At 40.1% G+C, this 25,882-nt stretch carries 28 protein-coding genes and 1 riboswitch; of the genes, 15 read left to right on the top strand and 13 right to left on the bottom strand.

All coding sequences use genetic code 11. The features are described from left to right. Nucleotides 1-226 precede the first annotated feature (226 nt). Both alr and AC4IFO_RS00135 read left to right on the top strand, forming a co-directional pair. Complete coding sequence (gene alr, locus AC4IFO_RS00140; protein ID WP_490730808.1) at nucleotides 227-1,459, top strand: alanine racemase; 1,233 nt, start codon at nucleotides 227-229, stop codon at nucleotides 1,457-1,459. Between the two features lie 218 nt (nucleotides 1,460-1,677). Next, nucleotides 1,678-2,415, top strand: a complete 738-nt coding sequence (locus AC4IFO_RS00135) for a phosphatase (RefSeq protein ID WP_490730806.1) — start codon at nucleotides 1,678-1,680, stop codon at nucleotides 2,413-2,415. A gap of 68 nt (nucleotides 2,416-2,483) precedes the next feature. Here the strand turns inward: AC4IFO_RS00135 and AC4IFO_RS00130 are convergent, their stop codons facing one another. Continuing rightward, nucleotides 2,484-2,954, bottom strand: a complete 471-nt coding sequence (locus tag AC4IFO_RS00130; protein ID WP_490730804.1) for a GNAT family N-acetyltransferase — start codon at nucleotides 2,952-2,954, stop codon at nucleotides 2,484-2,486. Between the two features lie 401 nt (nucleotides 2,955-3,355). Here AC4IFO_RS00130 and AC4IFO_RS00125 point away from each other — a divergent pair, with 401 nt between their 5' ends. The 3 genes from AC4IFO_RS00125 to rlmA all read left to right on the top strand — a co-directional run bounded on the left by AC4IFO_RS00125 (nucleotide 3,356) and on the right by rlmA (nucleotide 4,758). After that, on the top strand, nucleotides 3,356-3,556 hold the full coding sequence (locus tag AC4IFO_RS00125) for an acid-shock protein (protein ID WP_490730802.1): 201 nt from the start codon (nucleotides 3,356-3,358) through the stop codon (nucleotides 3,554-3,556). A gap of 70 nt (nucleotides 3,557-3,626) precedes the next feature. After that, complete coding sequence (locus AC4IFO_RS00120; protein ID WP_219247645.1) at nucleotides 3,627-3,827, top strand: acid-shock protein; 201 nt, start codon at nucleotides 3,627-3,629, stop codon at nucleotides 3,825-3,827. Nucleotides 3,828-3,933: 106 nt separating this feature from the next. After that, complete coding sequence (gene rlmA / locus AC4IFO_RS00115; RefSeq protein ID WP_490731481.1) at nucleotides 3,934-4,758, top strand: 23S rRNA (guanine(745)-N(1))-methyltransferase; 825 nt, start codon at nucleotides 3,934-3,936, stop codon at nucleotides 4,756-4,758. A gap of 42 nt (nucleotides 4,759-4,800) precedes the next feature. Here the strand turns inward: rlmA and mntP are convergent, their stop codons facing one another. From mntP to pabB, 8 genes are all read right to left on the bottom strand, one after another. Further along, nucleotides 4,801-5,382, bottom strand: a complete 582-nt coding sequence (gene mntP, locus AC4IFO_RS00110; RefSeq protein ID WP_490730799.1) for a manganese efflux pump MntP — start codon at nucleotides 5,380-5,382, stop codon at nucleotides 4,801-4,803. Further along, nucleotides 5,383-5,571: riboswitch (yybP-ykoY riboswitch) on the bottom strand. Nucleotides 5,572-5,722: 151 nt separating this feature from the next. Then, nucleotides 5,723-6,181 carry a DUF986 family protein gene (locus tag AC4IFO_RS00105; RefSeq protein WP_490730797.1) on the bottom strand — a complete coding sequence of 153 codons (459 nt, stop codon included), beginning with the start codon at nucleotides 6,179-6,181 and terminating at the stop codon, nucleotides 5,723-5,725. A gap of 89 nt (nucleotides 6,182-6,270) precedes the next feature. Then, nucleotides 6,271-7,122 (bottom strand): PTS mannose transporter subunit IID, encoded by an 852-nt coding sequence (locus tag AC4IFO_RS00100; RefSeq protein WP_490730795.1) that lies wholly within the window; start codon nucleotides 7,120-7,122, stop codon nucleotides 6,271-6,273. Between the two features lie 13 nt (nucleotides 7,123-7,135). Beyond that, nucleotides 7,136-7,936, bottom strand: coding sequence for a PTS mannose/fructose/sorbose transporter subunit IIC (locus tag AC4IFO_RS00095; RefSeq protein ID WP_219247653.1), 801 nt, complete (start codon nucleotides 7,934-7,936; stop codon nucleotides 7,136-7,138). An 82-nt stretch (nucleotides 7,937-8,018) separates the two neighbouring features. After that, the gene (gene manX, locus AC4IFO_RS00090; protein ID WP_490730793.1) at nucleotides 8,019-8,984 is read right to left on the bottom strand and encodes a PTS mannose transporter subunit IIAB; all 966 of its coding nucleotides are present in this window, start codon (nucleotides 8,982-8,984) and stop codon (nucleotides 8,019-8,021) included. A 652-nt stretch (nucleotides 8,985-9,636) separates the two neighbouring features. Further along, nucleotides 9,637-11,001: an L-serine ammonia-lyase gene (locus AC4IFO_RS00085; protein WP_490730791.1), complete on the bottom strand. Its 1,365-nt coding sequence runs from the start codon at nucleotides 10,999-11,001 to the stop codon at nucleotides 9,637-9,639. Between the two features lie 278 nt (nucleotides 11,002-11,279). Beyond that, nucleotides 11,280-11,840 (bottom strand): CoA pyrophosphatase, encoded by a 561-nt coding sequence (locus tag AC4IFO_RS00080; protein WP_490730789.1) that lies wholly within the window; start codon nucleotides 11,838-11,840, stop codon nucleotides 11,280-11,282. Then, nucleotides 11,824-13,203, bottom strand: coding sequence for an aminodeoxychorismate synthase component 1 (gene pabB / locus AC4IFO_RS00075; RefSeq protein ID WP_490730787.1), 1,380 nt, complete (start codon nucleotides 13,201-13,203; stop codon nucleotides 11,824-11,826). Before pabB ends, AC4IFO_RS00080 begins: the two co-directional genes overlap by 17 nt. Before the next feature lie 123 nt (nucleotides 13,204-13,326). On the opposite strand from pabB, the gene AC4IFO_RS00070 reads away from it, so the two are divergent. Further along, nucleotides 13,327-13,506, top strand: a complete 180-nt coding sequence (locus AC4IFO_RS00070) for a YoaH family protein (RefSeq protein WP_219247663.1) — start codon at nucleotides 13,327-13,329, stop codon at nucleotides 13,504-13,506. A 190-nt stretch (nucleotides 13,507-13,696) separates the two neighbouring features. Beyond that, complete coding sequence (yebF, locus tag AC4IFO_RS00065; protein WP_490730785.1) at nucleotides 13,697-14,062, top strand: protein YebF; 366 nt, start codon at nucleotides 13,697-13,699, stop codon at nucleotides 14,060-14,062. Between the two features lie 61 nt (nucleotides 14,063-14,123). On the opposite strand, the gene AC4IFO_RS00060 is transcribed toward yebF, so the two are convergent. Beyond that, nucleotides 14,124-14,354: a DNA polymerase III subunit theta gene (locus AC4IFO_RS00060; RefSeq protein WP_206086175.1), complete on the bottom strand. Its 231-nt coding sequence runs from the start codon at nucleotides 14,352-14,354 to the stop codon at nucleotides 14,124-14,126. A 294-nt stretch (nucleotides 14,355-14,648) separates the two neighbouring features. Here AC4IFO_RS00060 and ftnA point away from each other — a divergent pair, with 294 nt between their 5' ends. The 4 genes from ftnA (at nucleotide 14,649) to AC4IFO_RS00040 (ending at nucleotide 17,088) form a co-directional block, all read left to right on the top strand. Next, nucleotides 14,649-15,152, top strand: coding sequence for a non-heme ferritin (gene ftnA, locus AC4IFO_RS00055; protein WP_490730783.1), 504 nt, complete (start codon nucleotides 14,649-14,651; stop codon nucleotides 15,150-15,152). Between the two features lie 238 nt (nucleotides 15,153-15,390). Next, entirely contained in the window at nucleotides 15,391-15,777 is a 387-nt protein-coding gene (yobA, locus tag AC4IFO_RS00050; protein WP_490730781.1) for a CopC domain-containing protein YobA, read from the top strand. Nucleotide 15,778: 1 nt separating this feature from the next. Continuing rightward, nucleotides 15,779-16,675, top strand: a complete 897-nt coding sequence (gene copD / locus AC4IFO_RS00045) for a copper homeostasis membrane protein CopD (protein ID WP_490730779.1) — start codon at nucleotides 15,779-15,781, stop codon at nucleotides 16,673-16,675. Nucleotides 16,676-16,740: 65 nt separating this feature from the next. After that, nucleotides 16,741-17,088 carry a DUF2511 domain-containing protein gene (locus AC4IFO_RS00040; protein ID WP_490730777.1) on the top strand — a complete coding sequence of 116 codons (348 nt, stop codon included), beginning with the start codon at nucleotides 16,741-16,743 and terminating at the stop codon, nucleotides 17,086-17,088. Nucleotides 17,089-17,512: 424 nt separating this feature from the next. Here the strand turns inward: AC4IFO_RS00040 and AC4IFO_RS00035 are convergent, their stop codons facing one another. From AC4IFO_RS00035 to yebS, 3 genes are all read right to left on the bottom strand, one after another. Beyond that, nucleotides 17,513-17,746 carry a DUF1480 family protein gene (locus tag AC4IFO_RS00035; RefSeq protein ID WP_206086170.1) on the bottom strand — a complete coding sequence of 78 codons (234 nt, stop codon included), beginning with the start codon at nucleotides 17,744-17,746 and terminating at the stop codon, nucleotides 17,513-17,515. A gap of 147 nt (nucleotides 17,747-17,893) precedes the next feature. Continuing rightward, complete coding sequence (locus tag AC4IFO_RS00030; RefSeq protein ID WP_490730775.1) at nucleotides 17,894-20,233, bottom strand: PqiB family protein; 2,340 nt, start codon at nucleotides 20,231-20,233, stop codon at nucleotides 17,894-17,896. After that, nucleotides 20,208-21,434 (bottom strand): membrane integrity lipid transport subunit YebS, encoded by a 1,227-nt coding sequence (gene yebS, locus AC4IFO_RS00025; protein ID WP_490730773.1) that lies wholly within the window; start codon nucleotides 21,432-21,434, stop codon nucleotides 20,208-20,210. Before yebS ends, AC4IFO_RS00030 begins: the two co-directional genes overlap by 26 nt. Nucleotides 21,435-21,567: 133 nt before the next feature. On the opposite strand from yebS, the gene AC4IFO_RS00020 reads away from it, so the two are divergent. The 4 genes from AC4IFO_RS00020 (at nucleotide 21,568) to AC4IFO_RS00005 (ending at nucleotide 25,808) form a co-directional block, all read left to right on the top strand. Further along, nucleotides 21,568-22,050, top strand: a complete 483-nt coding sequence (locus AC4IFO_RS00020) for a GAF domain-containing protein (RefSeq protein WP_219247678.1) — start codon at nucleotides 21,568-21,570, stop codon at nucleotides 22,048-22,050. A 110-nt stretch (nucleotides 22,051-22,160) separates the two neighbouring features. After that, nucleotides 22,161-22,850, top strand: coding sequence for an RNA chaperone ProQ (gene proQ, locus AC4IFO_RS00015; RefSeq protein WP_490730770.1), 690 nt, complete (start codon nucleotides 22,161-22,163; stop codon nucleotides 22,848-22,850). Nucleotides 22,851-22,869: 19 nt separating this feature from the next. Continuing rightward, complete coding sequence (gene prc, locus AC4IFO_RS00010; protein ID WP_490730768.1) at nucleotides 22,870-24,912, top strand: carboxy terminal-processing peptidase; 2,043 nt, start codon at nucleotides 22,870-22,872, stop codon at nucleotides 24,910-24,912. Between the two features lie 197 nt (nucleotides 24,913-25,109). Then, nucleotides 25,110-25,808, top strand: a complete 699-nt coding sequence (locus tag AC4IFO_RS00005) for a YdcA family protein (RefSeq protein ID WP_490730766.1) — start codon at nucleotides 25,110-25,112, stop codon at nucleotides 25,806-25,808. Nucleotides 25,809-25,882: the final 74 nt, after the last annotated feature.

Here is a 25,882-nt window from a genome sequence, read left to right as displayed (position 1 = left end):
ACAGTGTTTAGGCATCTGATATTTAATGGATGCCTTTATATTATCAATACGAAATGATCTTGTAAGATAATTTGGTTTTTTATGCAAATAAAGTGAATTATTACTTGTTCAATTTCCTTAAATTGCTATCATCCAAAGAAGTTATACATTTTGTGTATATTTCCATGCCCTGTAATCATAAAAATAATGAGTTGGGGCAACATGACAACAGCTAAGGAAAAACCTTGTGGCATTTCGTTTAAAATATTTGGCATTACTCCCTCTCTTTGTTGCAGCAACCGCATGCCAGCAGCCAACTAACACAAATAACACTTCAATTGCAACGCCAGCAGCGCAAGTACAGCCTGTGGTTGTGAACAATTCATGGATTGAAATCTCAGAAAGTGCATTGGATTTTAATATCAAAAAAGTTCAAGCGCTATTAGGGGATAAATCATCCATGTGTGCCGTTCTCAAAGGCGATGCTTATGGGCATGATCTCTCATTAGTCACGCCAGTGATGATTGCTAACAATGTGCAATGTATTGGCGTGACCAATAACCAAGAATTAAAAACGGTGAGAGACCTTGGTTTTAAAGGCCGTTTAATGCGCGTTAGAAGTGCAACCGAAAAGGAAATGGCGCAAGCGACACAGTACCAAACGGAAGAACTGATTGGTAACTTAGAAATGGCGCAGCGCTTAAATACCATTGCGAAACAGCAAAATAAAGTCATTCCTATCCACCTTGCGTTAAATTCCGCCGGTATGTCACGTAATGGTTTAGAAGTCAGTACCCCAACGGGCCTTAATGAAGCGAAGCTGATTTCACAATTACCTCAGTTAAAAATTGTCGGCATTATGTCCCATTACCCAGAAGAAGATGAGGCGCAAATCCGCAAAGATCTCGCTAAATTTAACAAAGAGTCTCAACAAGTATTAAATGTGACGGGTCTAAAACGTGAAGACGTCACACTGCATGTCGCGAATACTTATGCAACAATTACTGTGCCTGAATCATGGTTAGATATGGTGCGTGTTGGTGGTATTTTTTACGGTGATACCGTTGCAACAGACGACTACAAACGTGTAATGACATTGAAATCAAATATAGCTTCAGTAAATCATTATCCTAAAGGCAACACTGTCGGCTATGACCGTACCTTTACATTAAAACGTGACTCTGTTTTAGCAAATATCCCTGTGGGTTATGCAGATGGTTATCGTCGTGTGTTTAGTAATACCGGGCATGCACTGATCAACGGCCAGAAAGTGCCTGTATTAGGAAAAACTTCAATGAATACCGTGATGGTGGATGTGACCGATTTAAAACAAGTCCGCCCGGGTGATGAAGTGGTGTTCTTTGGTAAACAAGGTAATGCAGAGGTTACCGCTGAAGAAGTAGAAGACATCAGCGGTGCATTATTTACAGAAATGTCTATCCTTTGGGGCGCTACCAATAAACGCGTCTTAGTGGATTAAACTTATTTTTCACTCAACATATTTTAACCCGCATTGATTGCGGGTTTTTTTATTCTAAAAATAGCCTAGGATTTTATGCAATATATTGCTATGTGTTGATAACGTGCTGTTTAGGTGAATGACTCTCGAAACCTTCACGTTGATATGTTAGCTTGGTTGAACCTTGTCTGAGCGGATAGACTCAGAAAGTAAATAGTAGAATAAGAAGGATATTATTTATGTATCAAGTTGATTTACATGCCCATACCATTGCCAGCACCCATGCTTACAGTACGGTTAATGAATATTTTGCCGAGGCGGCAAGCCGTGGGGTAAAGCTATTTGCAATCACCGACCATGGCCCTGAAATGCAAGATGCACCCCATGAATGGCATTTTGGTAATATGCCTATTTTGCCACGCATTGTTGATGGTGTCGGTTTACTGTATGGCATTGAAGCGAATATCAAAAATAAGCTAGGTGAAACAGATTGTAATGAAAAAATTGCTCGCCACTTAGACATTATTCTCGCTGGCTTTCACGAACCCGTTCTTGAGCCGCAAAGCCTTGCAGATAATACCGAAGCAATGATTGCGACGATCCGCAGTGGAAAAGTTCAAATTATTACCCATCCTGGTAATCCCAAATATCCGATTGATATTAAAGCGGTTGCTCAAGCCGCCAAAGAGTGCAATGTGGCATTAGAAATGAATAATTCATCTTTTCTACATTCAAGAGCGGGTAGCCAACAAAACTGCCTAGAGATTGCTAAAGCAGTAAAAGAAACAGGGGGTTGGGTTGCGTTAGGCTCTGACTCCCATTTTGCGGGTTATTTAGGGCGTTTTGATCGCGTAGTGGAAATGCTTGAATCGATTGATTTCCCTCAATCACAAATTTTAAATGTGACCCCACGTCGAGTATTGGATTTTCTTGAATCCCATGGACGTAAACCAATCCTTGAATTTGCCGATTTTTAGTTAGCTAATAAGATAATTTGCAAAGAATAGAGCCGTTATAAGAATTAACGGCTTTTATTTTTTGTGTCTTACAACGCTATTTTCATATGAATACAGGCAAGATTAGTCTGAGCAAGTGCCGAATAATAGTTTTCATGGCGAATAGACATGAACCCGTGTTTTTGGTAAAAGCGTTCTGCATTCGGGGATGAATCTAAGGTTAGGGTGCTTATTTTTCGTTTTTTCGCCTCGGCTTTTATTGCATCCAATATTAAGCCCGCAGCGCCATGTCCCATATACTCAGGTAGAGTAAATATCGCATCAATACTATTTGATTCTAAATTTAAAAAACCTGTTGATACGGCTTCGTCACGTTCATTGACAGCAACAAAAAATGGGTTGTTCTCAACCATACTTATGTAGCTTAGGGGCATTTCATCAGGCGTCCAATTGCAAATCGTTTCTGGGTCGTAACTCGTTTTACAGCCATGACGAATGGCTTGATTGCGAATAAGCCATAACCGTTTGGCTTCTGTTGGTGAGGCTAATCGAACTTTCATTTTTTTACCTAAATAATGTCATTGCATATAATTTTATTAAAACCAAAAACAAAAGGTGAAAGCAAGTTATAAAAGTACCGGTAAGCTAAATTTGTGTAGACAAACTAAAAAAAGCGATAACAAATTAATTGATTTTAAATGGGTGATTATAATTAAAAATTGAAATCAAAAGCGGATAATAATTAATGCTTTGTTTTTAAAGAGTATTTTTTTGATTTCATTTATAATAAAAAAAGAAAGGAAAAGTAAATAAATAATCAACAAACTGCAAATATATATACGCAAAAATAACCTATAAAATATTTATAAATCTTTAAATTTGTCCTATTGCGGGGGAATATTCATTTGTGGTTTATTAGTGTTGCAAGAACATCCTTGCTTTAAAATTCTAAGGTACAAAAATGAAAACGTTATTAGCAATTGCAACGGTTATGTCTATTGCTGTTTCTGGTGCTGCATTGGCGAATACAACAGTAAAAAATGAACCTGTGACTCATGTAGCCAAAGTTCAGCATACTGCGAAAACCCACCATGCTAATAAATCAAAAGCCGAGAAAAAAGAGGATAAAAGCAAAACGGTAGAAACCAACAAAGCAATATAATGCCCAAAATCTGTGACAATTATCTTTGTATTTTAATGTAAGATTTATATCAAATTTAAAGGTAGAAAAAATGAAAAAATTAGTCGCAATCGCAACCGTATTATCATTTGCTATTTCTGGTGCTGCATTAGCAAATACAACCGTTAAATCTGAGCCTATTTCACCTATCGCACAGTCGCACCAAGCGGCTAAATCATCTCACCTGAAAGCAAAAGTTGAGAAAAAAACAGCGAAAGAAAAGAGTGCTGAAAAAAGTAAATCAGCGAAATAATCAGTCATAAGTTTCGCTAACGTCACGGTGCCATGGGATATTTTCCATGGCGCTGCATCGTTGCTTCTATGGTATACTGACTATTATTTTGCGATCAGTGACCTTTATGAATTATCAATGCCCACTTTGTTTTACACCTCTCTTACAAACTCACCATAGTTATCGCTGCGAAGCAAATCACCAATTTGATTGCGCGAAAGAAGGGTATGTTAATTTACTGCCTGTGCAACACAAGCGTTCGAAAGATCCTGGTGATAGCGCCGAAATGATGCAAGCGCGCCGTCAATTCCTTGATGCAGGGCACTATCAACCCATGCGTGACCAAGTAGCTGAAAAATTAGTTCAATTTTTACCTTCAAACCAATTATCGCTATTGGATATCGGCTGCGGTGAAGGGTATTACACTGACTATTTTTGGCAAACACTGCAAAATAAATTTGGGGGCATCCAAGTTTTTGGTTTGGATGTGTCAAAGGCAGCGATTCGTTATGCGGCTAAACGCTATAAATCAGTTAATTTCTGCGTCGGCACTAGCCACCGTTTACCTTTTCCTGAAAAAAGTTTAGGGTCAATTGTGCGTATTTACGCGCCTTGTAAAGCAGAAGAGTTAAGCAGAGTATTGGTCGATAACGGCATATTAATTACTGTCACTCCAGCAGCAGAACATCTGCAAGAATTAAAAGCCCTTATCTATGATGAAGTTAAGTTGCACCCCGTTAAAGACGAGGATTTGCCTAATTTTAAATTACTGGATGAAAGCCAATTAAATTATACGATGGCACTGACGGGGCCAGAGGCGTATGAATTGTTAGCAATGACACCATTTGCGTGGCGAGCGTCTGAAGACGTGAAGCAGAATTTGCAGCAAGCTGAAGTGAAAAATTATACGGCAGATTTTTTAATTCGAGTTTATCAATATCAAGCCGTATAATATTAATAAAGCCCCCTAAGAAAAGTAGGGGGCAATAAACTCTTATGGTGCGTACATAAATAATTCGAGGTGTTCAAACAGGATATTAAACCCAATACCAATTAATACCACACCACCGATAATTTCTGCTTTTTTTCCTAATAATGGTCCTACATAACGGCCAATCATCATACCAATAGTTGCCATAATCATGGTCATTAAACCGATGGTCATTGCGGTATGAACAATATCCACTTGTAGGAAAGCGAGACCTAAGCCAATCGCCATCGCATCTAAGCTCGTGGCAATTGCTGAAAAGATTAGGCTAGTCGAGCTGTGGCTTGAGGGTTTTGAACAACATTCATCATCTTTTGTTTTAAGGCTCTGCCAAATCATGCGAGCGCCTAGAACAAACAATAACGCAAATGCAATCCAGTGATCCCAACGAATAACGTATTGGCTAGCGAGAATACCAATTCCCCAACCAATAATAGGCGTGATGGCTTCAATAAAACCAAATATGAATCCAGTACGAAGAATTTCTCTAAAACGGGGTTTATGTAGGACGGCACCTTTGCAAATTGCAACTGCAAATGCGTCCATTGATAGCGCAAGGGCTAAGACAAGGGTAGCGTAAAAACTCATAACATAACCTCGGTTGGGTGTTTCCATATACACATAAACTACCCCCAACCTAAGGTGTGTTTATGTGTCTATGGTCTTGCCAACCAGATTATGGTGTCCGCACCACGTTTGAAACCAAACGAGTATGTTGATACGGACTTTCTGGAATTAATATATTTCCAGAACAGGCTACTCCCCAATGACGTGGAAAGAAAGATACCACATTTTATTTTAAAGGCAACACTTAATTAATTGTGGATATTAAACGGTAGTGAGAATTATTATCAATTGGTTTAATAAGAAAAAAAAGGTTAATTATATTTTTAATTAACCTTAGTATTTCTATGAATATATGTAACGTTTATTTATGATTAATAAGAAACTCATAAATACGTTGTAAATCATCAAGATGTGAGACTTGAATGTGGATTTTCTTTTGCTCTAACCCTATTATTAGAATACCATCCTCTGATAAATTCATTGATTTTATTCTATCGTAAGAAATAAAAGTATTGGCAAAATAAAAACCAGTTTGTTTAAAAAATAACTTAGGTGTTCTAATAAATGCCAAGTAGACTGACATAAATATAGTAATCATTAATAAGTAAGTGGTTAATAAATTACCATGTCGAACAATATTTGTATAAATAACGATACAGATTAAGACAATAAAAATAATGGCATCAACGCGATGTTTTCGTTTTAAGTTAATTTTTAATAGCGTTTTACCTTTTAGCAAATGCTGAATAAATTCATCATAAATAGCATATACAAGCATGATCAAAATGATAATGGCGAGAATGGCATCATTTAAGGTCATTGGTGCGCCCTTGACTAAGTAAACATATGACAAAGCTTAAAATTAAAAAAGGGAGGCTGCAACCTCCCTTGGTTAAATATTAGAAAAAATTATGGTGCTAAGAATTTCAGCCAAGCACCTAAAATACCTAAACCGAAGAAGCCAATAATAATCCACAATGCATTCACTTTGCGGCGTAATAACCACATACAGCCGAATGTGAGTAGCAGAGGAACCAATCCCGGCATTAATTGATCGAGGATCATCTGGACGGTCGTAATATCTTCAACACCCGTGGTTTGGTTTTTAATGCGCGAAACCTCGAGCGGGATATTCACATGGGTCCATTTATTGACAAGGGCCCCCATAACGAATAAACCGAGTATGGATGCTCCCTCCGTTAGTTTTTGCAGGAAACCACCGCCCATATCTTGAACGATATCAATCCCTTTCTTATATCCGTATGCAACACCATAATAGCGGGTTAATAAGCGAACTAAGTTAAACAAAACGAAGAACAGAACAGGACCAAGTAAGCTACCTGTCATCGCGATACCCGCACCTAATGCTGCGAATACAGGACGAACGGTACCCCAGAATATCGGGTCACCAACACCCGCTAAAGGGCCCATCAAACCGACTTTGATACCGTTTATCGCAGCATCGTCAATGTCGGCACCATTCGCGCGTTGTTCTTCCATCGCCATCGTCACGCCAAGCACAGGAGCAGCAACATATGGGTGAGTATTAAAGAACTCTAAGTGACGCTTAATCGCTTGTTTTCTATCGTCATTGTTTTCTGGATAAAGACGACGAATAACCGGTACCATTGAGAAACAAAAACCAAGGGCTTGCATCCGTTCAAAGTTCCAAGAACCTTGGAATAAGTTGGAACGCAGGAACACACCGCGAATATCGCTCTGTGTCAGTTTTTTCTCTGTAGACTGAGTTGTATCAACCATGTTTGCGCTCCTCCTAGTCTAATTCGTTATCAAGGTTATTGTTGCTATTGCCTTGTGTGACAACAACTTGTGATTTGTTGTATTTTGGACTGAGCTGGATATACAGAACAGCCATAACCACACCGATGACACCGAGGGCAACAAGGTTGAAGTCTGTAAATGCGGCAGTAACAAAGCCTAAATAGAAGAACGGCATTAAGTAGCCAGCACGCATCATGTTGATAACCATCGCATAACCCACAACGACGATCATGCCACCCGCAATGTTCAGACCGCTGGTCACAACTTCAGGGATGGAGCTTAACAAGTGTTGAACTTCAGATGTACCGACAGAAATAGCAACAATAAGCGCAGGGATCGCAACACGCATGGCTTGCAGAACTAATGCACTGACGTGAATAATGCTTAGGGATGTCAGGTTTCCACTGATTGCAGCACGGTCAGCCGCATGCTGGAAAGCAACGGTGATAGTACGAACAATGATTGTTAATACTTGTCCCGCAGCGGCCAGTGGGATTGCTAGGGCAATACCCGCACCAATGCTTTGGCCACCTGCGATAACTAAGATAGTTGAAATGATGGAGGCTAAAGCCGCATCCGGTGCAACAGCCGCACCGATATTCATCCAACCTAATGCTATCATCTCCAGCGTACCACCGATGATGATACCTGTTTTCATGTCTCCCAGAACGATACCTATAAGCGTACAAGCAACGAGAGGGCGGTGAAACTGGAATTCATCGAGGATTGACCCCATACCGGCGATACATGCGACGATAAAAACCAGTACTATTTGAACAACGGTAAGTTCCATTGTTTAATCTCCTGTAACCAACAAGTTTTAAAATCTGTTTGAGTAATGGTTTAAAAAGCAAAATTAAAAGTTTGGTAACACATTATTTTTTGAGCTTATTAATTAAGTCCATCATGAAGACTTTGCTGTCAGATGAAACTTTACGGACTTCTAGCTCAATTTTTTTGTCATTCAAATAATTAAAGGCATCGATATCAGTTTGGTTGATGGAAACCGCATTGGTTACCATAGTTTTACCCTCATGATATGCCATACCACCAATATTGACGGATTTAACCTCCACACCTTCCTCAACAATACGCTTAACATCAGTTGGGTTAGTAAATAACAACATCACACGCTCACCTGCATATTTCGGGTTGTTATAGACGCGAACACATTTTGCAACGTCAACAACGTGAGCCGTAACCCCAGGAGGCGCAACTTGTTTTAACAGTGTCGAACGGACTTGGTCTTTTGCGACCTCATCACTGACGACGATAATACGTTTGACTTGTGTTTCTTTTGTCCAGCGCGTTGCAACTTGGCCGTGAATTAAACGGTCATCAACACGGGCAAGGGCAATCACCATATGCTCACCGGGACCCGCTTTTCGAGCTGGTGCTGGTGGTGGGGTGCTTGCAGCAACAGGCGCAGGTTGAACTTCAACTTCTTTAAATTTAAATGGACGAACACCGCCTCGACCCGTTTCTAATGCAACGGTGATGAGCTCATCCAAAGATGGGTTATCATCGCGGCACATAAAGGTTTCAACCAGCATTGGAACATTCACACCGGTGATAATGTCATAATTATCGTGCTCATTCACAATACGGCTAGCAGCATTAAATGGGCTACCTCCCCAAGTATCGACAAGGAATAGCACCCCTTTAGAGGTGTCTAAATCAGTCAGTTTTTGTGTGTACTTTTCAAACAGGGTGTCTGCGTTTTCCCCAGGGATAAAGTCAATAAACGAGACATTATCTTGCTCGCCGATTAACATTTCGGTGGTTCGGAGAAGCTGCTCAGCGGCGACTCCGTGGGTACCAATCATAATAGCTATACTCACTATTTTTCCCTCATTGATAGATAAAACGAAATATTATCTGTAGATAAATTGGACACTAAAGTTAGACTCCTTTTTATCAATTTCCCCTGTATCATAATATTAGCTGAATAATTACAATTTACTCATGGCGGTCACGAGTCAGCTATTTGAATTATTAGTATGAAGTACATTTGTAGCATATCATTTTGTTTTAACCTAAAAACTTGTTTCGCGTCAGAAAAATAAGAATATACCTAAAAACACTTAATAATTTGCGATTAATAACTTTTTATTTGTTGTTTGTTTCTATTAAATTATACAAGATAATTATTTTGCAGTGTAAATTATTGTTATCGGTAACAAGTGGCGAATAAAAAAATGTTTACCGTTGATGTTTCGATTAAAAATCAACCGGTTTTGTATGATAAATACAGTGTGAAGTGAGCTAACAAAATATGTTTTTAGAATAAAATAGTATTAATTTGCGATTGTGCTGATTGGCGAAATTAAATGAAATACTCCATGAGTAGACAAATTAGGGTGAAGAATTGATTAAATAAATTTGTTGATAAAGCTAAGGGTTAGTGAATAAAAGTGAATAAGATTACATGGATGGAGAATGAAAAACGCCCTTCAGTGTTCAGAAGGGCGTTAGAGGGATGTAACAGGTTAATTAGTCACATTGGACTTTGATTGCTAAACCGCCGCGAGAGGTCTCACGGTATTTTGCATTCATGTCTTTCCCTGTTTCATACATAGTTTCAATGACTTTATCCAAGGAAACACGAGGCTCACTGGTTCTGCGAATAGCCATCCGTGCTGCATTCACAGCCTTGACGGAGGCAATTGCATTACGTTCGATACATGGCACTTGAACTTGACCCGCAACAGGGTCACACGTGAGACCTAAGTTGTGTTCCATACCAATCTCAGCGGCGATGCACACTTGCTCAGGGCTACCACCGAGTAATTCCGCTAGGCCTGCGGCAGCCATTGAACAAGCAACACCGACTTCCCCTTGGCAACCCACTTCAGCACCAGAAATAGACGCATTCATCTTATACAAAATACCAATTGCGCCAGAGGCTAAGAAATAACGTAGGTAAAGTTCAGGTGTGACAGGCTCGATGCAGTGGTTGTAATAAGCCAGCACCGCAGGAACAATCCCACATGCACCGTTAGTTGGCGCAGTAACAACACGTCCACCCGCTGCATTTTCCTCATTTACCGCTAGGGCATACATATTAATGAGGTCAATGACATTCATTGGGTCATTCGATAATTTACTGGAAGATGTCACCACACGGTTTAATGCAGGAGCGCGGCGCGGCACACGTAATGGGCCCGGTAGAACACCTTCCGTATTTAAACCACGCTCAATACATGCTTGCATGGTGTGCCAGACATCAGCAAAGTATGCGTCGATCTCTTCTTTTGAGTGAAGGTCGAGTTCATTTTTCATCATCAGGCTGGAAATTGATAAACCTGATTTTTTGCAATTTAGCAGTAATTCATCTGCTGAATTGAAAGGGTAAGACACCGGCTTGCTATCAACAGTTGATTGACCAAAATGCTCTTCATCAACGATAAAACCACCACCGATTGAATAATAGGTTTTGGTATAAATTTCATCATTTCCAGCAAAAGCATGAATAGTCATGCCATTTTCGTGTAACTCAAGGTTATCTTGACGAAAATTCATGCCGCCATCACGTGGAAAATCAACTAATTGAGTACCATTAGCTAAAGGCAATTTTTCTGTGTCTTCTACCGTCTTAATAAAAGTTGGGATAGATTCAATGTCAACGGTGGCAGGTAAGTTACCCGCTAGCCCCATAATAATGGCGATATCAGTATGGTGCCCTTTACCAGTAAGCGATAATGACCCATAAACGTCAACAGAAATGCGAGTGACGTTAGGCAATAGATTTTTGCTCACTAAATCATCGACAAATTCTTTACCAGCTTTCATTGGACCAACGGTATGAGAGCTTGACGGGCCAATGCCCACTTTAAACATGTCGAAAACGCTTATCACGTAGGACTCCTTAAAAAAAGTTGAAAATAGAGTGCTTTATTTTAAAAGGCGCTACTTTACTGTTATTTAGTAGTGTTAACCAGTAAGTTTAAAGTATTTTTTGAAATAAGGTAGTTGCTTAGGAATAATTGATTGTAAATAGCACAATCTGCTTGTGTTTTGCTTTAAATTTATACAGTCACATTCATAAAATTAGGAATGATAGGGAAGCAGATAAAAGTTAGTGGGAAATTTTTGTTTGAAAAATTAATTTTATATAGTGATTTATGTTGTCAGCGCTAATCTAATTGTAATGCCAATTGGTGAAGAATAGAAGCCGTCAATCCCCAAACGAGATGGCCGTTATACCAATAGAAAAAAATCCGATTTTCACGGCCTGAACGTTTGATATCCACATATTTGTGTTGTCGCAATGACAATGCGTCAAAGAGTGGAACTTCGAAAATGGAGGCAACCTCACTTGGGTTTGCTTGATATTGAATATTGGCAGGTAGCAAACCAACAATAGGAGTGACTTCATAACCCCCATAACTTTGCAGTGGTGCAAGCTGGCCCAGCACCTTCACTTTTTCAGGTGGGATGGCGACTTCTTCAAAAGTTTCACGCAGCGCAGTGTGAATTAATGAACCATCTTCGGGATCTTTTGCTCCACCCGGAAAGGCCACTTGCCCTGCATGAGAACGTAAAAATGGGGAGCGCTGGGTTAGCAGCAGCGTTGGGTTAGGTTTATTAATAATCGGTAATAAAACCGCAGCCGATTTCCCCGTCTGGCGCTGTGCCTGACGGGTTGCCGGTAAAGTAAACTGAAAACGGTTGATAAAGTTATTCAGCTCGGTCACCCGAATTTAACGCTCCTAATAAAGGTAGAATAAGGCTCAATTTGTCGAAAGTTTCTTGGTATTCTTTATCCGCTTGGCTATCTGCCACAATACCACCGCCTGCCCAGCAGTAAATCTGTTTTTTATAGGTCAATAAAGTTCGGATAGAAATGTTAGTGTCCATATTGCCACAAAAACTAATATAGCCTATTGCACCACAATATCCATGTCGGCGATGAGGTTCTAATTCTTCAATAATTTCCATCGCACGAATTTTTGGCGCCCCTGTAATGGACCCACCAGGGAAGCAAGCTTGCAATAAATCGGTGGCTTGGTAAGGGCTGTCTAATCTTGCCGTGATAGTGCTGACCAAGTGGTGAACGGCGGGGAATGGTTCAACCACAAACAATTCTGGCACCTTAACCGTTCCCGGTTTAGCAACACGGCCGATATCATTGCGCAATAAATCGACAATCATTAGGTTTTCTGCGCGGTCTTTAGGGGAGTTAGCCAGTTTATCAGCTTGCGCTAAATCTTCTTGCTTATCCTCTAAACGCGGAAGTGTGCCTTTAATTGGGCGTGTTTGGATATCGCCGTCTTGTAACAAAATAAAGCGTTCAGGAGAAATGCTAATCACAGCATTTTCTGGTAGACGTATAAAGGAAGAGAATGGGGCGCCATTCGTTTCAAGTAATGCTAGGAACGCATTCCATTCATCTCCTTTATATTTGGCTTTAAAGCGCTGCGCCAGATTAATTTGATAACAGTCGCCATTACGCAAATATTCATGAATACGTGCAATATTTTGCTGGTACTCATCTTCAGTCATATTGGAGTGCCAAGGTGTATTGAGCTTAAACTTATTTTTGCGTGGCGTTTTCTGGCTTTGCAGCCAAGTTAAACGCGCCTCGGCATCTTCATGGCTAATTAATGTGACGGTTTTGTCTTGGTGATCAACAATCAGTGCCCATAAATAGATACCTACGGCCATATCGGGAAATGTTAATTCAGTTTTCGCGATTTCAGGGATTATTTCAATACGGCGTCCAAGGTCGTAGCTCCAAATACCGAGAGCGCCACCATTAAATGGCAATGTGTTATCCAATATTTGGTTTGCATGGTGCTTATCAAGTTGTGCTTGAAGCAGGGCGAATGGTGATGCTTCAGAAATAATAGGTTCTTGATTCTGTTCAGTAATTGTTGTCTGTGTCTGATAAGTTATGAGTGTTGTAATGGGATCAGCTACAATAATATCAAACCGGTTATGTGAGTGCTTCGCATTGCCTGAATGCAGCAGCATCGCCCAAGGTTGGTGAGCGAGGGGCGTAAAATAATCAATTGCCGCAGTTGGGCTATAAGGTAACTGAATTTTATTAATAATCATGGTGATAAGTTTACTTTTTCGCAAGTGATTCTAGCTGACTAACAGATACTCTTATCTTAATAATCGAAGAGATGTTAAAATCTTAATTATTGATTTTAGTCTTTTATGAATGAGGTTTAAACCATGTTATCAGGAATACCCGCACTTAATCATGAAGAACAGCAAGAAGCGGTAGAAAAAATTCATCAATTAATGGCGGATGGTATGAGTAGTGGCGAAGCTATTGCACTCGTTGCACAAGAAATTCGTGAGAAACATCAAGGCAAAGAGCAAATACATGTTCGTTTTGACGATGAAAATTAATAATAAGTAAACATACTATTAACATCCATACATGAATCTGATAGATTAATATTAGTTAAGTCATTCTGTTTATCAATGTCGTTAGAAAATAACTACAGATAACGCGCAATTTTATCCCTTTTTATAGGGGTAAATGAGCAGCAAAACTAATCAAAAATCTTTACCTAACAATTAGGTATCGGGGGAGAGTATGGAAGCGAATAAAAAAATTGCTATTGCTTTAGGGACGTGCGCTCTTGTTTTTAGTTCTTTCGCACTAAGTGTTAACAAGGATGAAGGTAAGGCTGCACCGTTTGTGAGCTGTGGTGCACTAACTGAGCCACAAATTGCGGCTCAGGTTAAAAGTGATTTTATGCATAATCGTTTACCTCGTTGGACAGAAGAAAAAGCCGCATTAGGTAAAAAAGCTGTCGCTTGGGTTAATGATAATGAGGTTACGAAGACAGATACAGGATATACCATCCCGTTAGTCGTTCGAGGTTCAAAATCTGATCTGCATTATTCTGTTTCAGTGGATTGTCAAAACAATACTGTAACGTATAACACGTCTAAATAATTCAGCAGTATTCAGCTGTTTGCATTGAAAAATTGAAAAGAGGGTTATCCCCTCTTTTTTCTTAACGATTTCTCGGTTCGTACGGTAACCGTGAGAAATTTTGTGATAACTGACGGTAATAAACCAGCCGTTCTCTAAAATACTCCCTCAAATGTTCGGGTTGCTCCCGCTCAACAGCGTCAGCAAGGATGGCGATGTTATAGCGTTCTTTGAATGCAACGCCAGATGCCAATAAGTCAACGTTAACTTTATCCATTTCATCTTTGGGTAATAAAGCAAGATTGTGGCTCATATTAATTCTCTATCACATAATGGAACTTAGGAATATTGTAGCGATTAAATGAGAAGAAGTCTCAATTCTTTATCGAAAAGAACGTGAAAATATAACTAAAATAATATAGTTTTATATTTAATTAATAACTTTGAAAACAGTGAAAGATAATGAGATTGATTATTATTGTTTTTAACAAAAGTTATTAATAATCAGTAAATTGGATTTTTTTGTTTTCAGAATGTTTTGGGGTTTTAATTATTGTAATACTGTGCATAATAGCTTCAGGAATATTTAAACATTAAGGTAAAAAATATGTTAACTACTGATATGGTCAAAAAATTAAACGAACAATTAAATCTTGAGTTTTACTCTGCGAACCTTTATTTGCAAATGAGTGCGTGGTGTAGCGATAAAGGCTACGAAGGCGCGGCTGCTTTTTTAAAAGCACATTCTCAAGAAGAAATGGAACATATGCAGCGTTTGTTTGATTACCTTAGCGATACAGGGGCTCTGCCACTATTAGGTCAAATTGCGGCACCACCTGTTGATTTTAAATCTATTTCAGATGTTTTTAATCAAACGTATGAGCACGAGCAATTAATTACGCGTGAAATTAACAAACTAGCGCACTTAGCGATGACAACACAAGATTACTCAACGTTCAACTTCCTACAATGGTACGTTGCTGAGCAGCACGAAGAAGAGAAATTATTTAAATCTGTGTTGGATAAACTGGACATGGTGGGTGAGTCTGGTAAAGCGCTATTCTTACTGGATAAAGATTTAAAAAACCTGTCATCAACAGCGCACATTTAATTTTGTGTTGTGAATAGGTCATTACTAAAACGTAATCTCTCTATTTGATGTATAAAGACCGTAATAGGCTTATGGACAAAAGTGGTTAATTTCAATGTTCATAAGCCTTTTTCTTTTCATTTTGTGTGAATACTCACAGGATGAGCCCCTAAATCCCGTTTTTAAGCGGCACAAACCGTTTTTTTCCGTATAATGATTGGCAAATATTCTAAATTCACCTGCAAATTAAGAGGTTACTATGCCAATTACCCATATTAAATCTTCATGGCGCAAATTAAGTGCAATTGCTGTTCTTTTCTTAGGGATGTCTTTCCAACAAGCTTTTGCCCATGCCCATTTAAAAGACCAACTTCCAGCGGAAGGTGCTGCAGTTGAGCAAACACCTGAGTCAATCACGTTAAATTTTTCTGAAGGCATTGAGGTTAACTTTACAAAGGTGTCTATCATTGGCCCTGAAAAAAACATCATCAAAACAGGGAAAGCAGCGTTAGACCCTAACAATGACACTAAAGTGATTGTGCCAGTTGAAGATAAACTGACTTCAGGCAAATACGACGTTAACTGGAGTGTTGTTTCTGTTGATGGTCACAAAACCAAAGGGACCTATAGCTTTACAGTGAAATAATATGTCACTTGAAGCGTTTTATACCTTAATTCGTTTTATTCATTTTATCGCTGCAATATTGATGTGTGGAATGTCAATATTTGTGGCGTTGCTCAGTTGCGGGCAATTTAGCTATTTAATTAGTCGTTATTTGAATAAAGGGATTAACTTCTGTGCTGTTATCACCATTATGACCTCTTTTGGCTGGATGCTAGCACAAGCGGGTTTAATGGGCGATGGCTGGGAGGACGCGACGGATTGGGATATTTGGCAGGGTGTGCTCGGGACATCATTTGGCCAAATTTGGCGTTGGGAACTTCTATTCTCGGTGATTTTATTGGTGGTTTTGCTTGTTAAATCCATCAAGATCCGCCTGCACCTTATTTTAATTCTATCTATTATTCTTCTTGGGTTACACGCACTTATCGGCCATGCTGCGATGCAAGATGGCATTGCTGGTGCGCTTTATCGCTTTAATCAATTTGTTCATCTTATTAGTTCAGCCTATTGGTTTGGGGGCTTATGGCCATTTTTAATCTGCATACAGTTTTTGCGTAATAAACGTGAACTTGTCGCAGGAATGGATGCACAAATTATTAAGACAATGAAGCGGTTCTCGCGTTATGGGCACGTCGCAGTCGTTTTGGTGGTCATCACTGGTGTTATTAGCGCAATAAGCATCTTACCACAATGGCCGATGGTCTATTCAGGTTCAGAATATCAATCGCTGCTTTGGTTTAAGATTATATTGGTCATGGGAATGATGATGCTAGCATCAATTAATCGCTATTATATCGTGCCAAGGGTCAAGCAAAAAGGGCAAGTCAATTACCTGATCATCAATAGTTGGGTCGAATTATTGCTTGGCACAATGGCAATTTTAGCAGTAGCCATTTTTGCCACGTATCAACCTGTGTAGCAAAACCACTCTATTTATTTGATAATAGCGGCTTATTATCTCATTCGTTTAACAAGGTCATTTCAATGAAATCTAAACTCATTATTTGCTTATTATTGGTTGGCGGGACAATTAGCGCGGCTGTTGCTGCGCCTTTAACATCCGTTAGTAAAAAACAATTTGGCGATGATTGGCCATTTACACGTGAAGAGGTGATGTTGGAATGTCGCAGTAATGGTGCGCTGGTGGTGATCAACCCAGCTACGTTGATGCAGTACCCATTAAATGATATCGCAGCAACCCAAATGGATAATAAAGAAATTAAAGGCCAACCAATCGATGTATTACTCAAACCGATTGAGACAACAAAAAGTGTTGAAGAGCGTGTTTTGCCGTTAAAAGAAGCAGCTGCGAAATTGTGTGGTAGTAAGTAGGCCTTTTTATGGCGGTTTTATCATTGCAAAAAGAGAGAAGGGAAAAACGGTCGATTATTTAAATGTGTGTTATATATCAAATAGATAATTGATTGAAAGGTTTTGTTGATTGCTTACATAGGCACAACCTATTGAACAAATAGTTCAATATTAGAAAATTAAACAATAAATTGTGTTAATAATATGTAAAATAATTGATAATTAATGTGGTAAGAACGTGCATTGAAAGCTAGTATTAAGGTGTACTTTGTTACGTCTCAATGGCAATTTTAGCGCACGGCTCTGCCAGAGCCATTTCCCAAGGCCCGGTAATCGGAATCTACCAGGCCTCTTTTTTTGCCTATTGTTTTGCTTTCGCACATATTGACCCATCAATAATAAGCCAATCATCTTTGTATTAATCACACTATTGCCCAATAAACGACTAAGCAACTTTCATGACCCAATGATGGTTTTCTTTGTCATAACGGTGGCGATACAACAACACTGGTTTCTCATCAATTGTTGCAGGGATACTCGTGTGTTCATCCCAACCATCTAATTGCATGCAAAAATCGGTATCAGAATCGCAGGGGATACTAACGGTATCGCTTTTATGGGTTTCCATAACAGCATCATTGATTTCATAGGAAGATATTTTCAATTTAACTATACACATAATGTCACCTCATTGATTGATTTTAACTGTATAAATTCAGCCCAACGAAATTAAGCATAGTATAAATGGAATCTATTTCCAAAATAAATTTTCAATGAGTGAAAAGAAAAAGGTGCATTGTTATGTTAACAAGCACCTTTGTAGAGGTTATTTTTTTGGAATAGCCGTTCCCCATTCCAAATAATCGCTAGGCGGCTCTAATTTTAGAATGAAGTGCTGTTCGGGCTTAGCATTAGGGGCTAATGGCACTGTTGGTGGGGTTGCAAACACAATACCACCGCGTACAAATTGCTTAAATGTCCCACTTTTAACAACGCCTCCCGTTAAACCAAAGGAAAGATTGAAGCCAGAAGATAACCAAAATTGGGTATTATCACGCACCAGATATTGATATTCTTTACCGATACGGGTAGCAACATAAACACGATCGGAAAGCTCTCCCAAATATAAACCTGTCACGACGCCAACTTCTAACCCTCTAAATAAAAGAGGTGTTCCTACTTGGATAGACCCAACGTCAGTAGCATCTAGGTAAACAGTCAGGCCATCTAAATAACGTGAATCAGTAATATTGGCGGCTTGCAATTCAAATTGGTAACGGTTTTTATTACTGCGGCCAGGTTCGGCACTAATGTAAGGTTGGAGCAAGCTATCTAAATTGTTTAAGCCAGCAGGGGATAGTTCAGGTGTGACAACGGCAAAACGACTACCTAATTTGGTAAAAGTGTTCACATAATCAGGATAGAGGATTGCTTTCGCTTGCACCTCGCGTTTATCTGCCGAGAGCTTTAAGGATTCAATCTGGCCGATATTAATGCCTAAATAACGAATTGGCATACCTTCAGAAAGCTTTGAAGCATCAAAGGTGGTTAATGTTACGACACTGCCTATGGCTTTTGCCGCGGTTTCGTTGGGGTACAATGTATGCTGACGAGCTTTATTGCCCGTGGAGCTATCAAAGTTATCAAAGCTAATTGCGCCACTAATTGCGCGGCTGAGCGGGGCAGCCTGAACGGTTAAGCCATTACTGTTGAGTTCGACTTTTGCGCCACCTTCGGCCCAGAAAACACTGTTATCTGTGAGGAGATGACGGTATTCACTGGATATATTGACATCAATGGCAAATCCCGATTTTGTCGGTTTAATAGCAATAATTTTTCCAACAGAAAATTGACGATAAAGCACCACTGAGCCTGTTTGGATATCGGGTAGTGTTGCTGCATTGAGTGTAATTGTTGTTGGTGGTGAAACACCAAGGATACCCGCTTTGGCATTTTCGTCACTGCGATAGAGTGGGAATGTTACAGGGAGTTTTTCTTGGCTACTACCTGCAATTAAATGAACCCCACCATCAAGCCACTCCTGTGGCGTCGCCCCTTGAAACTGAAGGCCATTTAACCCTAATTGCACATCAACGCGGCTATTCGCCACAAACTTGCTATCTGCACGGACTAAATGGCGATATTCATCATAAATCGCAATATTAAAGTCAACTTTATCGGTATTTAAGTGACGCTGTAACACTTCGCCAATTTGAATGCCTCGGTAAACAATGGGTTGCCCTTGATTGACACCAAAGGTGTCATGAGCCCATAAGGTTAATTTTAGTGGTGATTTTGCGTTTTGCTTTGCTTCATTAGCCACATCGGAACTACTTTGCAAGACAAACGATTGACCTTCTTCGGCTTGTGGGCTGTTTTCTGGGGAGTCAAATGCAACCGCACCATTAATCACCGCAGAAAGGCTTTCCATTTTAACATTTGCGCCAGACTTTAGGTCGAAACTGCCTTGTAAACCAGAGACATTCCAAAACTGGCTGTCTTTGCGAACTAAATTTGCATAGCGTTTTTGCACGATAGCGGAGATGGTCACACCTTGGTTATCAGGTAAAACGGTGTAGCCTGAAATATGACCAACGGGGACTTTGCGATAGTAAATAGGCGAGTTTTCATTTAATGAACCTAAGTCAGGAGCCGCAAGGTGTATGAGCAGCTCTCCTTGGTCAATATTTTGCTGCGGAGGCGTGTCTTGTGCGACAAAAGAAAACTGTTCAGAACCTGTACTTGGCAACATGCCAATATAGTTACCGCCGACAAGCGCATCGAGTCCCGAAATACCTGCAAGTGAGGCTTTTGGTGTCACCAGCCAAAACTTAGTCCCTGAATTCAATGCCGAACGCATATCTTTGTTGATACTGGCAGTGACAATGATATTTTTCATATCTTTACTGATTGCTACCGATTGGACTAAACCCACTTCGACACCTTGGTATCGAATAGGGGTACGATTCGCCACCACTCCGGGAGCTGAGGTAAATTCAATGGTAATATCTGTGCCACGCTCGACCCAATGTTGGAATAATAACCACCCTGCAATAAAGATAGCAACTAAGGGGAGCAACCAAAAAGGCGAAATACGCGCACGCCTGCGTTGTATGGCTTCTGCAACGTCATCAGAAGGTTCATTTTGTGGGTTTTGTTTTTCCATAAGAATCCCAAATTAAACGGCTGTCTAACCATTCAACGGCTAAAATCGTTAGAATCACGGCAGTGCCAAAATAAAGCGCGGCAGGGCCCATAGTAAAGGACATTAATTGTTCTCGGTTAACGAGTGTCATCATCAGTGCAATGACAAACAAATCTAACATTGACCAACGACCAATCCATGAAACAAACTTCAGCAGTTTCATGCGTAAGATGGGGTCAGTTTTGCTGTTAAGATGAATCGAAAATAGCAACAAAATCATGATAATAATTTTAATAAACGGGACTAAGATACTGGCAATGAAAACAATAAGTGCAATCGGCCAGTTACCCGAATCGATTAGCGAGACAACACCTGAGTAAATGGTATCTTCTAACCGTTGCCCATTTAAGTAAAAAATGGAAATGGGCATTAGGTTAGCAGGAAATAGCAACACCATGGCAGTAATCAGTGCGGCCCACGTTTTTTGTAAACTATAAGGATCCCGATATTGCACAGGGCGATGACAACGCTGGCACTTGCCGTATTTATTTGGCGGGGCAGTGTAATGGCAGGCTGTGCAGGTGATTGCATTTGCTTGCGAACCTTTTTCTTCGATGGGATAAAAGGTTTTCCATAGCACATCAAGGTTCATGTGGATGAGGATCAACAGACTCAAAATAGACATTGTGATAAAGGCAATCAAGCCATGGCCGATAAATACGCTGGCGTAATCTTGCATTTTGATAGCGGCGATACCCAGTGCAATTAGGTAAACATCGAGCATAACCCATTCTTTAATATGGCTTAAAACCAACAAAATAGGCCTAAGGTTTAACCCGATTTTTTGGCCAATCAGTAACGACAAAATTAAAATTGGTAGCAGTAACGGAGCGGCAATCGCACAAAAAGCCACTATACTGGCAGTTATAGGATCACCTTGTTGATTGATTAAGCGAATACCTTCTATAACGTTGGCATTGATTTGACTGCCTAATAGATGAATCGATATCAGGGGCTGCCAAAATGCAATGGGTGCAAGCATTAGCAGTGTAATGGCAAGAATAGACAGTCGACTTAATGACCATGAACGGCCGTCATTGAGTTGAGAGGCGCACCGTGGGCAAATAATCACCTGCCGCGGGCTAAATGGCGGCGTATAAATTTTTTGATTGCAGTGACTACAACGTTGCAAAATCAAGTCAGTATGATTAATGTGATTCATATTTGCTCATTTTAGGGTTTTGCCTAGATGTAATCTAGTGTAAAAAAATTTACCTCAAAGTGACAACTTGGTAACCTTAGCATTACTCTTACATATGTGTATTTTAATTGCTTGATTATTACTAGAAATAATTATGGATAAAAAGAAGTATTATCTCGAACTTTCAGATAATCTCTCTGCATTATTGGCGGGAGAATATGATTTAATTGCGACCTTGGCAAATACCAGTGCGTTATTATATGAACGTTTAGATGGAGTGAACTGGGTTGGCTTTTACTTGAGCAATGGGCAAGAACTGGTTTTAGGGCCATTCCAAGGAAAAGTTGCTTGTGTTCGAATTCCATTCGGTAAAGGGGTCTGTGGTACGGCATTTAGTGAAAACCAAGTTCAGCGTGTGGAAGATGTTCACGCTTTTCCTGGTCATATCGCTTGTGACGCTGCCAGTAATGCTGAAATTGTCTTTCCGTTGGTGGTAAATGGTCAAAATATCGGGGTTTTAGATGTCGATAGCCCAAATATTAGCCAATTCGACCAAGAAGATGAAAAAGGGTTACAACACCTTGTAAACCAGTTGTGTCAGCATCTGGCAATGTGTTCTATGCCAAAATATTACTAAATATTGGGCTGTAAAATTAATAGTAACGTGGCAATTGTCAGCAACACGATTATAATGTCGGCTTGTTCATGCCCGTGAGGTTGGCAAAATCGTTGTTATCAGGAAATTTCATGGAAAATCAACCTAAGTTGAATAGTAGTAAAGAAGTTATCGCATTTCTAGCAGAGCGTTTTCCACGCTGTTTTATCGCTGAAGGCGAAGCACGTCCGTTAAAAGTCGGAATTTTTCAAGATATCGTAGGGTGTTTGACAGACGAAGATGGTATTAGCAAAACGCAATTACGTTCTGCGTTACGCATGTATACTTCAAGCTGGCGCTACCTGTACGGTGTTAAAGAAGGCGCAAAACGCGTTGACCTAAATGGCGAAGATTGCGGTGAGTTAGACGCAGAGCACATTGCTCATGCTCGTCAGCAATTAACTGAGGCGAAAGCGCGCGTTCAAGCACAACGTGCTGAACAAAAAACGCAAAAACGCCCAGCAGCGAAAAAAGCCGGTGACAAACCTGCTCGTAACCCAGATGCTGCTAAAGACAAAGCACCACGTCGTCGCCCATCAGACAATAAAGAACGCCCGCAAAATACATCAGCGAAAACTCCACGTCGTAACAATCCGGCACCTGAGCAAAATCTGAAATCAGTTACTGATATCAACGCACTTACAATAGGTCAAACGTTGAAAGTGAAAGTCGGTAGCAGCTTGATGGACGCCTCTGTGTTGGAAATTGCGAAAGACGGTGTTAGGGTTCAATTGCCAACTGGACTGGCAATGATTGTACGCGCGGAACATTTAAAGTTCTGATACGGAGGTCAATCAGGTCATGAACAAACTTCTTAAAGTTGCACTTGTTGTTAGTCTGGCGACTTTCGGCAGTGCAATCGCTAATACTCAAGCAGTGGCTCCGGTCACTGCTGCTCAGTTACCTGTCTTAAAACAGAGCGCACAGCACGGCACAGTCAGTGAAAGGGTAACCTCACGGTTTACGCGTTCACATTACCGCCAATTTGATTTAGACAAAGCGTTTTCTGGGAAAATATTTGACCGTTATCTCAACATGTTAGATTTCGGCCATAATGTTTTGCTTCAATCCGATGTTGACCAATATGCCAAAGATAAAGGAAAAGTAGGTCAATGGCTTGAAGATGGCAAATTAGATACGTTTTATGACCTGTATAACCTGTCTCAGGAAAGACGTTTCGAACGTTTTAAATATGCCTTAGCACGTTTAGAGCAACCGATTGATTTAAACGCGACGGATTCGATTGAAGTTGACCGTTCAAAATCACCTTGGCCTAAAGACAAACAAGAACTTGATCGTCTTTGGGATCAAAAAGTACGTTATGACTGGTTGAACTTGAAGCTTTCAGGCAAAGATGACAAAGAAATCAAAGAGAAGCTCACTAAGCGCTATAATTTCGCGTTACGTCGCTTAACACAAGCGCAAAGTGAAGATGTTTTCCAATTGATTGTTAACTCATTTGCCCGTGAAATCGATCCACACACGAGTTATCTTTCTCCTCGTAACACAGAACAATTCAATTCTGAAATGAGTCTTTCATTAGAAGGGATTGGTGCTGTTTTACAGCAAGACGATGAAAACACGGTGATCAACTCACTGGTTGCTGGCGGCCCAGCGGCTAAAAGCAAAGAGTTGAAAGTCGGTGATAAAATTATCGGTGTTGGTCAAACGGGTAAACCGATTGTTGATGTTGTTGGTTGGCGTCTGGATGATGTTGTTGCGTTGATCAAAGGGCCAAAAGGCAGCCAAGTTCGCTTGGAAGTCGTTTCTGATACTAAAGGGGCGAAGCCACATATCGTTACCATAGTTCGGGAGCAGATCCGACTAGAAGATCGTGCGGTAAAACTGACGATTAAACAACAAGGTAAAGACAAGGTTGCTGTACTGGATATCCCAGGTTTTTACGTGGGTTTAACCAATGACGTGAAAACTCAGCTGCAAAACATGGCGAAAGACAATGTTTCGGCGTTAATCATTGACCTTCGTGGCAATGGTGGTGGAGCACTGACTGAAGCGGTTTCATTATCGGGCTTGTTTATTCCAAAAGGGCCAATTGTTCAAGTTCGTGATAACAATGGTCAAGTACGCCAAGATGTGGATGATGATGATGTGATTTACTATAAAGGGCCATTGGTCGTTTTAGTGGATCGTTTTAGTGCATCAGCGTCTGAAATTTTTGCCGCGGCAATGCAAGATTATGGTCGAGCGTTAATTGTAGGCGAACCAACTTTTGGTAAAGGAACTGTTCAGCAACACCGTAGCTTAAGTCGTGTGTATGACCAGATGCTGAAACCGGAATGGCCATCATTAGGTTCTGTGCAGTATACCATTCAGAAGTTTTATCGTGTGAACGGGGGCAGTACGCAACGTGAAGGGGTCACCCCTGATGTGGTGATGCCAACGGGGCAAGATCCTGCTGAAACAGGTGAAAGCTTTGAAGATAATGCGCTGCCATGGGATAGCATTCCTGCTGCAAATTACAGTAAAGTCGGTGATATTTCACCTGATTTATCTGCCATCAAAACTAAACACCTCGATAGAATCAGTCAGGATCGCGAGTTCAATTATATCGATGAAGATATCGCGCGCTATAAAGTGAGTAAAGAAAGTAAAAATCTGATTTCATTAAATTATGCAGAGCGTAAGAAAGAAGATGATGAAATCGAAGCGACGAAACTAAAACGAATAAATGAACGTAATGCTAAAGAAGGTAAACCACTCCTCAAGAAGTTAGATGATTTACCAAAGGATTACGAAGCACCAGACCCATATTTGGATGAAACAGTGAAGATGGCGGTTGATTTGTCAAAACAAAACACCAAAATGCTATCAGGTAACCAGTAGTTCGAAATACATCAAAAAGCCAGCGTAAGCTGGCTTTTTTTGCACTAAAATTACCATCTTATACTTTTTTTTATTCATATTACGTCAAAACAAAAATATTATTGAAGTTAACGTAATATCCTAATTATCGATTTCTTTACCTTTGCTTAATTTATCCTAAACTTTTGGTGTAGCTCCCTTAAACATGAGGCAATACCATGCGTAAATTACTTTTAGGATTAATAGCTGTTAGTGTCATGATGGTCTCTGCGGTCAACAGCGCCAGTGCAAGAAATTACCCTTGCTCGGGCAGTAAAGGTGGGATAGACCGCTGTGAAGATGGCAAATTTATTTGTAACGATGGTTCGACTAGCCGTTCAGAGCAAGTATGTACCATTGAATTAAAAAACGATATAAACAGCAAAGCGGGCGCAGCTGGTGCTGTAATTGGTGCGGGAGTGGCGAAACAATCCAGCAAACCTTCTGTATCTGATTCAATCAAATCGACAGGGGACAAAGCAAGCAAAACTGCGAGTGATAAAGCGACAAAAGCGTCAGATACCGCAAAAACAGTCAAAGAGAAAGCCTCCAAAGCCGCAGATAAAGATGTTGTGAAGGAAACAAAGGAAAAAGCGTCCAAAGCAGGGGATAAAGAATCTGCAAAAGCAGTAAAAGAAAAAGCGTCTAAAGTGGCGGATAAAGATGTCGTGAAAGAGACAAAAGAAAAGGCCTCAAAATCCGCAGATAAAAAAGATGCAGTGAAAGAAACAAAAGAAAAGGCGAGCAAAGCAGCAGATAAAGAAAAAGCAACTAAGGCAACAGATAAAGAACCCGCTAAAGCGGCTAAAGAAAAAGCCACCAAAGCAGCAGATAAAGAATCAGCTAAAGCAACTAAAGAAAAAGCAGCAAAAGTTTGACTAGTCCTGATATAGGTTGACAACTTTTCAGTCATAAAACGCCCGATGAACTTCATTGGGCGTTTTATAGTTTA

The organism is Providencia sp. UF-224 (assembly GCF_058245955.1).
The sequence above is the reverse complement of the archived record's forward strand: the minus strand, read 5'-3'. Positions and strand labels throughout refer to the sequence as shown.

What these genes read in the sequence shown, in the direction of transcription:
- pabB (WP_490730787.1), bottom strand. Translation starts at nt 13,203, where the DNA reads ATGATTATTAATAAAATTCAGTTACCTTATAGCCCAACTGCGGCAATT.
- yobA (WP_490730781.1), top strand. Translation starts at nt 15,391, where the DNA reads ATGCCAATTACCCATATTAAATCTTCATGGCGCAAATTAAGTGCAATT.
- prc (WP_490730768.1), top strand. Translation starts at nt 22,870, where the DNA reads ATGAACAAACTTCTTAAAGTTGCACTTGTTGTTAGTCTGGCGACTTTC.
- yebS (WP_490730773.1), bottom strand. Translation starts at nt 21,434, where the DNA reads ATGAATCACATTAATCATACTGACTTGATTTTGCAACGTTGTAGTCAC.
- proQ (WP_490730770.1), top strand. Translation starts at nt 22,161, where the DNA reads ATGGAAAATCAACCTAAGTTGAATAGTAGTAAAGAAGTTATCGCATTT.
- AC4IFO_RS00035 (WP_206086170.1), bottom strand. Translation starts at nt 17,746, where the DNA reads ATGTGTATAGTTAAATTGAAAATATCTTCCTATGAAATCAATGATGCT.
- copD (WP_490730779.1), top strand. Translation starts at nt 15,779, where the DNA reads ATGTCACTTGAAGCGTTTTATACCTTAATTCGTTTTATTCATTTTATC.
- AC4IFO_RS00020 (WP_219247678.1), top strand. Translation starts at nt 21,568, where the DNA reads ATGGATAAAAAGAAGTATTATCTCGAACTTTCAGATAATCTCTCTGCA.
- ftnA (WP_490730783.1), top strand. Translation starts at nt 14,649, where the DNA reads ATGTTAACTACTGATATGGTCAAAAAATTAAACGAACAATTAAATCTT.
- rlmA (WP_490731481.1), top strand. Translation starts at nt 3,934, where the DNA reads ATGAATTATCAATGCCCACTTTGTTTTACACCTCTCTTACAAACTCAC.
- AC4IFO_RS00040 (WP_490730777.1), top strand. Translation starts at nt 16,741, where the DNA reads ATGAAATCTAAACTCATTATTTGCTTATTATTGGTTGGCGGGACAATT.
- AC4IFO_RS00070 (WP_219247663.1), top strand. Translation starts at nt 13,327, where the DNA reads ATGTTATCAGGAATACCCGCACTTAATCATGAAGAACAGCAAGAAGCG.
- AC4IFO_RS00060 (WP_206086175.1), bottom strand. Translation starts at nt 14,354, where the DNA reads ATGAGCCACAATCTTGCTTTATTACCCAAAGATGAAATGGATAAAGTT.
- AC4IFO_RS00130 (WP_490730804.1), bottom strand. Translation starts at nt 2,954, where the DNA reads ATGAAAGTTCGATTAGCCTCACCAACAGAAGCCAAACGGTTATGGCTT.
- AC4IFO_RS00120 (WP_219247645.1), top strand. Translation starts at nt 3,627, where the DNA reads ATGAAAAAATTAGTCGCAATCGCAACCGTATTATCATTTGCTATTTCT.
- mntP (WP_490730799.1), bottom strand. Translation starts at nt 5,382, where the DNA reads ATGAGTTTTTACGCTACCCTTGTCTTAGCCCTTGCGCTATCAATGGAC.
- AC4IFO_RS00135 (WP_490730806.1), top strand. Translation starts at nt 1,678, where the DNA reads ATGTATCAAGTTGATTTACATGCCCATACCATTGCCAGCACCCATGCT.
- AC4IFO_RS00105 (WP_490730797.1), bottom strand. Translation starts at nt 6,181, where the DNA reads ATGACCTTAAATGATGCCATTCTCGCCATTATCATTTTGATCATGCTT.
- AC4IFO_RS00030 (WP_490730775.1), bottom strand. Translation starts at nt 20,233, where the DNA reads ATGGAAAAACAAAACCCACAAAATGAACCTTCTGATGACGTTGCAGAA.
- AC4IFO_RS00095 (WP_219247653.1), bottom strand. Translation starts at nt 7,936, where the DNA reads ATGGAACTTACCGTTGTTCAAATAGTACTGGTTTTTATCGTCGCATGT.
- AC4IFO_RS00005 (WP_490730766.1), top strand. Translation starts at nt 25,110, where the DNA reads ATGCGTAAATTACTTTTAGGATTAATAGCTGTTAGTGTCATGATGGTC.
- AC4IFO_RS00100 (WP_490730795.1), bottom strand. Translation starts at nt 7,122, where the DNA reads ATGGTTGATACAACTCAGTCTACAGAGAAAAAACTGACACAGAGCGAT.
- AC4IFO_RS00125 (WP_490730802.1), top strand. Translation starts at nt 3,356, where the DNA reads ATGAAAACGTTATTAGCAATTGCAACGGTTATGTCTATTGCTGTTTCT.
- yebF (WP_490730785.1), top strand. Translation starts at nt 13,697, where the DNA reads ATGGAAGCGAATAAAAAAATTGCTATTGCTTTAGGGACGTGCGCTCTT.